The sequence below is a fragment of the Enterobacter cloacae complex sp. 277I4 genome, from assembly GCF_050031465.1.
Classification (GTDB): Bacteria; Pseudomonadota; Gammaproteobacteria; order Enterobacterales; family Enterobacteriaceae; genus Enterobacter; species Enterobacter cloacae.
In genome coordinates, this window is sequence record NZ_JBLGWC010000002.1 from 256,680 (window position 1) to 267,638 (window position 10,959).

General features: G+C 46.9%; 8 protein-coding genes and 2 pseudogenes. 7 read left to right on the forward strand and 3 right to left on the reverse strand.

The window, feature by feature from the left end:
• Positions 1–7 precede the first annotated feature (7 nt).
• Positions 8–1,411 carry an ISNCY family transposase gene (locus tag ACQG19_RS26390; protein WP_058687697.1) on the reverse strand — a complete coding sequence of 468 codons (1,404 nt, stop codon included), beginning with the start codon at positions 1,409–1,411 and terminating at the stop codon, positions 8–10.
• Between the two features lie 265 nt (positions 1,412–1,676).
• On the opposite strand from ACQG19_RS26390, the gene ACQG19_RS26395 reads away from it, so the two are divergent.
• The gene (locus tag ACQG19_RS26395; protein ID WP_044257539.1) at positions 1,677–2,522 is read left to right on the forward strand and encodes a DUF6685 family protein; all 846 of its coding nucleotides are present in this window, start codon (positions 1,677–1,679) and stop codon (positions 2,520–2,522) included.
• Between the two features lie 11 nt (positions 2,523–2,533).
• On the opposite strand, the pseudogene ACQG19_RS26400 reads toward ACQG19_RS26395, so the two are convergent.
• Both ACQG19_RS26400 and ACQG19_RS26405 read right to left on the reverse strand, forming a co-directional pair.
• Positions 2,534–2,695, reverse strand: a pseudogene (locus ACQG19_RS26400) (integrase core domain-containing protein); the annotation flags it as partial.
• 259 nt (positions 2,696–2,954) lie between these two features.
• Positions 2,955–3,689 carry a GntR family transcriptional regulator gene (locus ACQG19_RS26405; RefSeq protein WP_044257537.1) on the reverse strand — a complete coding sequence of 245 codons (735 nt, stop codon included), beginning with the start codon at positions 3,687–3,689 and terminating at the stop codon, positions 2,955–2,957.
• Between the two features lie 363 nt (positions 3,690–4,052).
• Between ACQG19_RS26405 and ACQG19_RS26410 the strand changes: the two genes are divergently transcribed.
• From ACQG19_RS26410 to ACQG19_RS26435, 6 genes and pseudogenes are all read left to right on the forward strand, one after another.
• Positions 4,053–4,985: an ABC transporter substrate-binding protein gene (locus ACQG19_RS26410; protein WP_044257535.1), complete on the forward strand. Its 933-nt coding sequence runs from the start codon at positions 4,053–4,055 to the stop codon at positions 4,983–4,985.
• A gap of 43 nt (positions 4,986–5,028) precedes the next feature.
• Complete coding sequence (locus ACQG19_RS26415; protein ID WP_197069158.1) at positions 5,029–5,982, forward strand: ABC transporter permease; 954 nt, start codon at positions 5,029–5,031, stop codon at positions 5,980–5,982.
• Positions 5,975–6,787 carry an ABC transporter ATP-binding protein gene (locus tag ACQG19_RS26420; RefSeq protein ID WP_032489966.1) on the forward strand — a complete coding sequence of 271 codons (813 nt, stop codon included), beginning with the start codon at positions 5,975–5,977 and terminating at the stop codon, positions 6,785–6,787. The genes ACQG19_RS26415 and ACQG19_RS26420 overlap by 8 nt, the downstream gene beginning before the upstream one ends.
• Entirely contained in the window at positions 6,762–8,666 is a 1,905-nt protein-coding gene (gene atzF / locus ACQG19_RS26425) for an allophanate hydrolase (protein ID WP_197069157.1), read from the forward strand. Before ACQG19_RS26420 ends, atzF begins: the two co-directional genes overlap by 26 nt.
• A gap of 105 nt (positions 8,667–8,771) precedes the next feature.
• A pseudogene (locus ACQG19_RS26430) lies at positions 8,772–10,169 on the forward strand (dihydrolipoyl dehydrogenase).
• 77 nt (positions 10,170–10,246) lie between these two features.
• Positions 10,247–10,744 (forward strand): DinB family protein, encoded by a 498-nt coding sequence (locus ACQG19_RS26435; protein ID WP_044257530.1) that lies wholly within the window; start codon positions 10,247–10,249, stop codon positions 10,742–10,744.
• Positions 10,745–10,959: the final 215 nt, after the last annotated feature.

Sequence of the window (10,959 nt, forward strand, 5' to 3'; positions counted from 1 at the left end):
CCGGGCTTTAAATCGGTTTCTTTCCAAATATCTCTTCAGAGCGTGACTGAAGTTTCACCAGGGCATTGAACATATCGTCCTGATCAAGGGAGCGCTGAGATTTCTTCGTTGTGGGGGCTTTACGCCTGCGTGAAGGACCGTCGCCGGATGGAACGGACTGCGACCGGTTATTATCCCGCTCGGCCTGGACCAGCTGCGCCATTTCCAGGGCCCGCCCCAGACGTTTGTTGTCCACAATGGCCCCCTGATCGATTTCAGAAAGCTTGTCATAGGTGGAGTAGGGAAGTGACACGCCATTAAGCCGGAGCTCTTTATGTCCATCCGGGTAATGCCAGACATCGATGTATTTACCAATCGCCCGACGACTGAATTCGCTGTCTTCAATCAGATAAAGGACTTTGTCGTACTGCACTGTGAGTGATTTCGACACTTTACGAGCTTCACGCCAGTTAAATACCATATCAAGATCATCATCGACATCCAGTTCCCGATGAACATCAAACGCCTGGCGAGGCGCTTTTGCGAAACGACGGTTGTAATCGTTCATGAACTCTTCGGCAAATGCGTTCGCAGCTTCCATGGAACTGATACCCTGGAGCCTGAGCTCCTTGACCAGGCGGTCCTGAAGCGTTAGGTGCGCCCGTTCAACGCGGCCTTTGGCAGCACTGGTTTCTGCACAAATGGTCTGAATGTTCAGTTCATGCATCGCACGGCCAAACTGGGTATCGCCGTCGCCGCCGGTTGCGTTTTTATTGTTGATCCTGAATACACTGGCTTTGTCGCTGTACAGTGCCAGCGGCTTGCCATGTTTTTCAATATAGCCCCGGGTCGCTTCAAAATAGGTGAAAGTAGACTCAGATTTCACGAAAAGAAGCTGCATTAAACGACTGGTTGCGTCATCAACGTAAACCAGCGCCGTACACTTAGGTCCCCGGTTTTCAAACCAGTGGTGGTCGCAGCCGTCGATTTGTATGAGTTCACCGGCACAGGCACGGCGGAAACGCGGCTGCTGAATTTTTGGCGCACGTTGCTTACGTGGGACCCAAAGACTGGCCTGAGTCATCAGTTTACGGACGGTTTCTTTAGAAAGATGAACACCGTGAACCTCAGACAGCTTTTCACAGGCCAGTGTCGGACCGAAATCGTTGTAGCGCTCGCGAATAATATTCAGCGCGTATGCGGCCAGTCCCAGAGGCAGCTGATTGTTGCTGGATTTACCACGACGGCGGCTGGTCATGCCAAGCGGACCATCTTCACGATAACGCGCAAGCAGACGGCGGCACTGACGGTCGGAGATACCAAGCTGCTGAGCTGCCATCTGTGTTGTCAGACGCCGGTCGATGACGTCCTGAATGATCTTGAGTCTGTTAACTTCATCCAAAGTGAAAAACTCCGCTGCGAGAGCCGTCATGGTAATCCTTACTTGATTATACACGCCGGACATCTTAACTTAGCCATTATCGGACATTACTATTGAGCCATTACATCATGACTGCGCTTAATGCGTTTTATGTTAAATATCAATGACTTAATTGATTATTATCATGCCAAATAATAAATTTATCTAAAAGTCACTTTTGGGCCCCTTAGCCTCTTCGGCCTCAATTTTTCTACGGTAGTCTGGTTGTTATAGGCAGCAGCAGGTGCTGCCCTTAAAAACCCATAGGATTATCAATATGACAGACAATAGTAGACCCCTTCTGTGGCGTCAGCCGCTACAGGCAATTCAGGATGGGGTGCTGAATTCTGTTGGATATCCAGCGACCTTACGTCGTCGGATCGACAATGGTGCTCTGGAAATAAAAAAACCACAGCGGCTGGACACTATCTGGTTGCGTTCAATTGTCAGCTGGCACAGATGGTTCGGCCGTGATAAAAACACTATTCGCTCCCTGCGACCCGGCCATGATGGTAATTATGAATACCTGCAACGCCATATCCCGCAGCTGGCCGACCTGGTAATCTGCGAGATTACAGAAAATTATCGGTGCGATATCTCCAGTATCGGGGGGCTGAGCTCGTCGGGAGATGATGATCTGAAAATATCTCACCTGGATGATTTTGCATTACAACGATGTTCTGAAATGACAATACCGGTCAGTTCCGAACAGCTGGCGCGAAATCTCAGTCACTACACAGCACGGCTGTCGAAGATGGTGTTCAGCCAGTTTTCCTGGGCACCGGAACGGCTTTACTGGAACAATGTCGATACTGTTCATAATTTTGTAGCAGCCCGTTATCAGGCTATTCAGCTGGGTCAGCCGGTTTCTCTGACTGGCCAGCTGAATTCCTATACTGTAAATCCGCAGAAAATACAACAACTGACAGCGGAGTGGGATTTATATCTGCTGCCTGACGCAGAAATTTATGGCCTATTCAGGGATGCGCTTTTGCGGGTGAAATCCCCGTTCGGCATATCAAATCCGCCCTGCTGGGAAAACGTCGACCAGCATTATTTTCAGGCCATCTGGCTGGAGCGGAACCATCCTGTACCAGCTCGCGTATCGCGTATGCTGGTGTAAGTACACCCGTTTTAGTTCCACGCACTTTTTGAGATTTCCGGGTTTTCAGCCATCAGCCGGTACTCTTCCGGTGTCAGGTTATTCAGGGATTCATGGGGCCTCTCACAGTTATATTCAGCCAGCCAGCGCTCTGTAATTTCCCGTGCTTCATTCAGTGTTCTGAACGGATAAAAATAACTGTAAAGATAATCGGCTAAATACAGAAATATAACAATGAGGAGCAGTTAAAGCACCAGAAAAAGAGAACGGATTTATAAATAATATGAATAGAATGATTGGAATTGGAAAAATATTCTTTTCCGTGTAATGAAAATATTGCAACGGTTATTTTTGTGAAAGTACATTATAACCTGATTGTAGCAGTCCTCATCCCTTAGAGGAAGAGGATGTTAATTTTTGTATAACTTGGGCATTTATTTTATGAGTGGAGCATCAAGTTTCGACCAAACCCAGCCCTTGTTTGCGAGCTAATTGAATCTGATGCAAAGTAATTTTTTGCACTTCTTTTTGACTGGCTTCAATATGAGCACATAGTAGCAAAATAGCCTCTTCGCTTTTGCCTCGTAGAATTTCACGTAAAATTTCAGAATGTTCGGTGTATGTCGTGGTGATACGATCTGTTTTGGTGAAGTCGAGTCTTCGGATGATCCTGATACGTGCTGTTACATCTTTATGCATACGAGCCATTTCATTATTGCCTGAAGCTTCGACAAGTGTGGTATGAAACTGTTCATCCCAGCTGGCAACCTGTAACCCGTCCGTACATCGTTCCGAGGCTGGCACGAGCCATATTTGCTGAAGTGAGGATAGGCGTGCCAGATCCACTCGCCGATCCTGATCACACAACCGGCGTACTGCTGCCACCTCAAGGACCATACGTAGATCGTAGAGTTGTTCGAAGATATCAAAATCGAATGGCTGTACTCGCCAGCCAGCCCGAAATTGCACCTGAACATAACCTTCAGATTGCAAACGAAACAATGCTTGTCGCACAGGTGTTCGACTGACGTTAAAACGCTTGCTGATTTCACTTTCAGTAAAATGATCGCCAGGGATTAGTCTGAACTCGGAGATTTCGTTTTTAATCTTTTCGTAAACGTCATCCGCTCGTGTCCGATTGGATGGCGACTCTGTAGAAGCAAGGTTGTACTTATGAATCATACGCATATGTCAACATTATCAGAACGAGTAGTGTCTAACCATCACTGTATCAAATTTTTTACCTTGAGTATCCCGGACTCTTTGTTTATTGCAGTTTTGCGAAACGGTGAGTGCAATCGCAGTAAATTCTACTGCACCAATCCTGACCTTCCATTTCCCTAAATTGGTGCATTTCATATAAGGATAATAAATAAGTTCCGCGCTGGCAGAAAAGAGGTGTTTCGCAGAGTAGGATTGTTACTAAGGAAAACAAGAACTAATTAATTAAAATTCATGTTATCTCCATATTGGCATATTAATTGCTTTGCTTGTTTTGATTCTTGTGCACAAGATGGTATCCATCATTTATGTCGAATTGGGAACCTTAATATGTTTTTACGCAGACTCATGATTTTCTCTTTAACTGCTTCATTATTTTGTACGGTGATGCCTGTTCAGGCCGCAGACACTATCATCAGAGTAGGGACCCTCAAACTTATTCACGGCATAACTCCATATTTCTACGATAAATTCACCCCCAAAGGATATAAGGTCGAGGTTGTGCCATTTGAAACCCCTACAGATGGTAAAAACGCCGTAGTGACACATTCAGTTGATTTTGGTGGCTATGGTCTGGCTGCTGCCGTTCTGGGGGGCGCTGCTGGTGAGCCTGTGGTTGTTATTTCTCCGATGAGTAATGGTGGCATGGGTCTGGTGGTCAGCAATAAGTCCGGGATCAGTAGTTTCAAAGATCTCAAAAACAAACGTATAGGTATCCTTACCGGTTCAACTCAGGAAACGGTGTTTCTCGAACGCCTGAAATCTGAGGGCATGACCATTAAAGATGTGAAACCGATCCGTGTGTCATTCAGCGAAATGGCCGGTGCTCTTGAACGTGGTGATATTGATGCCTACGTAGGAGCCGAACCCGGTCCCTCCATTAGCGTATCACGTGGTATAGGCAAAGTACTGGAATACCCCTACAGCACTTCTGTGGGCTCCGTGAATATGGTCATGACCACACATGCTGACACCCTTAAAAACAACCCTGAATTCGTCAAAGTATTTTTGGAAATACATCGCAAGGCATCTGAATATGCAATGGCTAATCGTAAAGAGTTGCTGGAGATGGCTAATACAAAACTGGGCCTACCAGAGGATGTGGCCAGCCTTGCAGCAGACAATGTCAAATTTGTCTGGAGAGCCGATGATGAATGGCTACAGCATTGTAAAAACTACGGCTCCCTGATGCTTGAACGTAAGCAGATACGCCGCCTGCCCGAAAATGATAGTTTCTTAGTCACAAACCTGGGGCCACATTGATGATATTGCCACATCAAAAATTCCATTCATTGCAGGAGTTGTTATGGCCACACCAATACTGAAAATTCCCGGTTCATCTGGCGATGACACAGCCTATGAGACCAGTTCAGCAGCAACTCCTCCTCATTATCAGGCAGCTTTGACACACAAAGCTGAGGAGATGACGAAATTAGAGCAGGATCAGGATCTGATGCCTTCACCGCCCAGTCGGGTTAAAGAATGGCTTGTGCGCTGGGTGGCACCGGTGCTCCTGCCGTTGATTCTACTGTTTTTATGGGATTTTGCCGTGCGACTAAGTGGCACCATGCTCGTTCCATCCCCCGCAAATGTGGCTCTAATGCTCAAGGATTTTGCTGTAGGTGGTGTATACGACGATGCATTCAGTGGCACTCTTTATATTCACTGGATTAAATCTATGTCGCGTGTATATGGCGCTTTTGCTTTGGCGGTGTTGTTGGCCATTCCAACTGGTCTTCTTATCGGAAAGAATGCGCTGGTTCGCCGGCTTGTTGATCCTACTTTGCAATTGTTGCGTCCGGTTCCGGTGACGGCCTGGTTACCGTTGTCCATGATCTTTTTTGGTGTGGGGCCGAATGCAGCCATTTTTCTTGTTTGCCTGGGGGCATTTTTCCCCATTGCTATTAACACAGCTTTCGGAGTGAAGTCCGTAGAGCCACGCCTGTTCGAAGCGGCAGCAATGTTGGGATGTAAAGGACCATCTATGTTCCGTCAGGTTGTATTGCCTGCAGCAATGCCATCAATTTTCAATGGATTACGCATGGGGCATGCTATCGCCTGGTTCTTGATTGTTGTTGGAGAAATGACCGGAGTACCTGAAGGACTGGGTGCGGCCATTATGGATGGCCGGATGCTTTCACGCACCGATGTGGTTATCGCGGGTATGGTAGTCATCGGTCTCACAGGTTTTATCACCGATCGCCTTTTGGTAACACTCAATAATCGTTTACTCAAATGGAGTCCACAACACAATGCCTGACACTATCACAGCCTTTGCCACCCCTTCTCAAAAAGGGATGCCCATCCTCGATATCGCAGGTGTAAGCAAAGTCTTCAGCCTGAATGGTCGTCCTATTCATGCTCTGAAAGACGTGAATCTGCAGATTTGGAAGGGAGAGTTCATCTGTTTGATTGGCGCCTCGGGTTGCGGCAAGTCCACACTGTTACGCATTATGGGGGGATTCGAATCCGTATCCTCAGGTATGGCGCGTATGTATCGCACCCCGATTACCGAACCTGCATCAGAGCGGGGTATGGTTTTCCAGGATTATGGATTATTCCCCTGGTTGACAGTGCGGCAAAACATTGCTTTCGGCCCTAAGCAGCGTGGACTATCCAAAGCCATGCTACGTGAGATTACCGATCGTTATTTGAATATGGTCGGTCTCACAAAATTTGCAGATCACTTTCCAGGCCAACTCTCCGGCGGCATGAAACAACGAGTTTCCATTGCACGGGCATTAGCCAATGATTGCGAGGTCTTGCTTATGGACGAACCCTTTGGTGCCCTTGATGCGTTAACCCGGGACGCCCTGCAGCAGGAACTACTTGAAATTTGGGAACGGACCCGACTTACCGTGGTATTTGTTACTCATGCTGTAGAGGAGGCTGTCTTGCTGGCTGATCGCGTGGTGGTAATGACGGCCGGTCCTGGACGGGTAGAAACAGATTTTTGTGTGCCACTCGACAGACCTCGTTGCATTACTGCGCCGGAGTTTAACGACGTGCGTCAGCAGTTAACCGAGATGTTAACAAGCCATGTGGTACACACCAAAGCAGTGTGAAAAGAAACGAGCTAAATACCAACAATCACCTTTTCTAGACTATAACGTTGGATATAACTGCAATATGAATTTGACAATTACACATTCTTTAATGACATCTACCGTACTCGAACAGCAGGCTCCACTTAATCTGGCATCATTCAAACATGCATATGCATATTGTTCTGATCCAAAAGATGTTCTGCGCGAAATTTACCACCGCATTGATATCGCTGGAACACATCCTGTATGGATTAGTCTGCTTCCACTAAATGTGGCCCTCGACATGCTAGAACAAGCTATGGCCCGAAAAGCCAGAGGTGAGGAGCTTCCGTTGTTTGGCATCCCATTCGGAGTGAAGGATAACATTGACGTTTTTGGGCTGCCTACAACGGCGGGTTGCCCTGAGTTCTCCTATATGCCTCAGAGCCATGCCTTTGTCGTAGAACAGTTGATTGCTGCTGGTGCTATTCCTATAGGAAAGACTAATCTGGATCAGTTTGCTACTGGGCTTAATGGGACTCGGTCGCCTTATGGGATCCCAACTTGTGTGTTTGATGAGCGCTACATATCGGGTGGCTCCAGTAGCGGGTCCGCGGTAGCAGTGGGCAGTGGTTTTGTACCATTTTCACTTGGCACTGACACGGCAGGATCTGGCCGGGTACCGGCTGCCTTCAATAATTTGGTAGGTATCAAACCGACAAAAGGTACCATATCAACCAGAGGACTCGTCCCTGCTGCGAGAAGTCTGGATTGCATATCCATATTTGCGCACAGTGTAGATGATGCGCTGACTGTTGCACGTATCGCTTCCGCCTACGATGCGGCTGACTCATTCTCACGGCAGGTTCAGTCATCCACCTGGACCGAAAGGAAGTGGCCAGCACGCTTTACCTTTGGAGTGCCGTCCGCATCACAACTCAAGTTTTTTGATGACATGCAAGCTGAGGGGCTCTTCGAGGAGGCTATTCGTAAGCTGGAAAAGATGGGGGGGCAATGTGTACGTTTCGACTATACTCCATTCCAGGAAACGGCTGAACTGCTCTATAGCGGCCCTTGGGTGGCCGAGCGGCTTGCGGCCATCCAAAGTTTTACTGACGAACACCCTGGTGCGATCCACCCGGTAGTGCGGGACATAATCCTGTCGGCCCAGGACATGAGCGCGGCTGACGCATTCCGGGGCAGCTACCGTCTCAGCGAGCTGAACCGGCGCACACAGGCTCTTTGGCAGCAGATCGATGTGATGTTGCTACCCACAGCTCCGACGATTTATACCGTTGAAGATATGTTAACCGATCCCGTGTGCTTGAACAGCAATCTGGGCTTCTACACGAATTTCGTGAATTTAATGGATCTCTCAGCAATAGCCGTTCCGGCTGGCTTTCGTCCAGATGGGCTACCGTTCGGTATTACTTTCATCGGCCAGGCATTCGAAGATGGTACGATCGCGAGCCTGGGTAAAGCATTTATGGCCAGGGACCGGGAGGAATCTCCGTGGGAGGCATTACAGGAAAGCGCTATCCGTATCGCTGTTGTGGGAGCTCATTTGTCTGGTCAGCCACTGAATCACCAGCTGACCGGCCGCGGTGGAACCCTGCATGCGACAACGAAAACATCCGCCGGTTATGCGCTGTATGCCATTAATGATTCCAATCCTCCAAAACCCGGTTTGCTCCGCGACAGGAATGCTGCAGGGTATATCGAAGTCGAGATCTGGGAACTGTCAGCAACTGCATTTGGCTATTTTGTTGCCGAGATACCTCCCCCCCTGGGAATAGGCACTCTGACACTGGAAGACGGCAGCCAGGCCAAAGGTTTTGTATGCGAACCTTACGCTATTGAACATGCAACCGACATTACTCACTACGGAGGCTGGAGAGCATATCTTGCCGATCAATAGCATACATGTTTACATTAAAAATCAATTGTTTGAAAAATGATGATGAGTAATCATCGCTATATAAACAACAATATCAAGACTGCTGATATCAAAGAACATGGGCAACTGGAGAAGGTTGAAACTGATGTTGCAGTCATTGGCGCAGGGACTGTCGGGCTTGCATCCTAAAGAGCAGCACGTGAGGCCAGAAAGCGCGTCGTAATTATTGAGGGCGGAGTTGGGGGCACTACCTGTGCACGTGTTGGATACATGCCTTCCAAGCTATTGATTGCCGCCCCAGAAGCGGCATACGAAGTTTGTTATACCACACCATTCGGTATTCATATCGAGGGTGAAATTCGTATTAATGGACGGGAGGTCATGGCGCGGGTTTGGTCTGAACGTGATCGTTTTGTCGGCCGAGTACTAGGCCGAGCTGCAAGTATTCCTGCACAAGACAGATATACCGGATATGCGTGTTTTATCGATGATACAGTGCTGGCTATTGGTGATTATGCTACCGTCCAAGCCCATTCCGTCGTCATCGCAACGGGGTCAGGCCCTTACATTCCACCGGCATTACTTGTTTTCGGAGATCGTCTGGTTGTAAATGACGACGTATTCAACTGGGAAGACTTGCCGCATCGTATTGCCGTATTTGGTCCTGGAGTGATTGGGCTTGAAGTAGGACAGGCATTTGCTCGTTTAGGAGTACAGGTTCGTGTATTTGATGTACAGGAAGCTGTCGGTCTGTTAACTGATCCGATGGTTGTCGAACAAGTTAAGTTTGACCTTGGCGAGGAGTTCTACCTTCATCCAGATGCAACCATTCATGAGATGAAGCTTGATGACAACGAGGCCGTAATTGTTTTCACCGAACTCGATGGTTCTGTCGTGACAGGACGATTCAACTATGTACTCGCATGTACAGGGAGAAAATCCAATGTGGACTCACTGAATCTCGAAAACACCACCTTACAGCTTAATAAGCTGGGTATTCTAGTTTTCGATGCTAAGACCTTACAATGTGGTACCGCGCCTGTGTTTATCGCAGGAGATGCCAACAATATTCTCCTGTTGCTTCATGAGGCTGCTGATGAAGGGAAAATGGCTGGCCGGAACGCAGCACACTACCCAGATATCGAAGTTTTACCAAGGCGGGCACCAATTAGCATCGTATCCGCTGACCCTCAGATCGCCATGGTAGGGCAGCGTTATGTGGATCAGGAACCAAGAAATATTGTCACGGAAGCAATGGATTTCACAGATCAAGGACGCAGCTGAGTTATGCTAAAAAACCGTGGAAGGATGCATATTTATGCTGATATTAAAACTGGTCTATTTCTTGGAGCTGAGTGGTCCGGACCAAGAGCAGAAAATATCGCTCATTTGCTGGCATGGACCTATCAGCAAGAACTCACTATTTCCAGAATGTTAGAAATACCTTTCAACCACCCAGTGGTCGAAGAAGAATTAGCGAATGCAATGCAGAATGCGGCACCTAAACTAAAAGTTTGTTTATAGTTTTAGTCGTGTTATAAATTTAATTTGATTAATGATTAGCCATCTTAATGTAAGTAGTTTAATCGAGGAATAAAATCATGATGAAAGTCGAAACAGCAATAAATTTAGCAAAATACAGCAACTGGGCAGACCAAGTTTTATTTACTGCTATGAAATCACTTCCCGAAGGTGCTATTTATCAGAAAAGCAATACTCTCTTCAAGTCTATGGTTGGCACGTTAAACCATAACTATGTTGTTGACCTTATTTGGAGAGCACATTTGCTTGGGGAAAAACATAATTTTTCAACACGACGAGATGTTCTACATCCAGTATTTAATGATTTAATTGATGCGCAATCTCGGGTTAATCAATGGTATATCGATTGGGCAGGTGAACAGACCATTGAAACTTTTAGCGAATGTCTGAAATTTAACTTCGTCTCCGGTCAATCTGGTGAGATGACCCGAGGTGACATGTTCCTGCATATCATTAATCATAAAACTTATCATCGCGGATGGGTTAGTCAGATGTTTTTTGAATATGAAATAAATCCTCCTGAGACAGACTTATGTGTGTTTTTATGTGATCAATGATAGATGCCTGATGATTTCAAATGGTATAAATCACTTTTTCGATCCGAACATCGATATAACACTTTAACCCTGAGTAACGCTATTGTCGCGATAAAGGAAAATATGTATGCTAGAACAACAGCAACCGCATACATTCATATCAGTGAGAATCAATTTATTTAAATTAACCTGGTATATGGGTAAGAATAAGGTTACCGTTTGAAGGTCGTTGAAAG

Excerpts from the sequence above, each read along its gene's own strand:
- ACQG19_RS26390 (WP_058687697.1), bottom strand. The coding sequence starts at position 1,411 with ATGACGGCTCTCGCAGCGGAGTTTTTCACTTTGGATGAAGTTAACAGA.
- ACQG19_RS26395 (WP_044257539.1), top strand. The coding sequence starts at position 1,677 with ATGACAGACAATAGTAGACCCCTTCTGTGGCGTCAGCCGCTACAGGCA.
- ACQG19_RS26405 (WP_044257537.1), bottom strand. The coding sequence starts at position 3,689 with ATGCGTATGATTCATAAGTACAACCTTGCTTCTACAGAGTCGCCATCC.
- ACQG19_RS26410 (WP_044257535.1), top strand. The coding sequence starts at position 4,053 with ATGTTTTTACGCAGACTCATGATTTTCTCTTTAACTGCTTCATTATTT.
- ACQG19_RS26415 (WP_197069158.1), top strand. The coding sequence starts at position 5,029 with ATGGCCACACCAATACTGAAAATTCCCGGTTCATCTGGCGATGACACA.
- ACQG19_RS26420 (WP_032489966.1), top strand. The coding sequence starts at position 5,975 with ATGCCTGACACTATCACAGCCTTTGCCACCCCTTCTCAAAAAGGGATG.
- atzF (WP_197069157.1), top strand. The coding sequence starts at position 6,762 with ATGTGGTACACACCAAAGCAGTGTGAAAAGAAACGAGCTAAATACCAA.
- ACQG19_RS26435 (WP_044257530.1), top strand. The coding sequence starts at position 10,247 with ATGATGAAAGTCGAAACAGCAATAAATTTAGCAAAATACAGCAACTGG.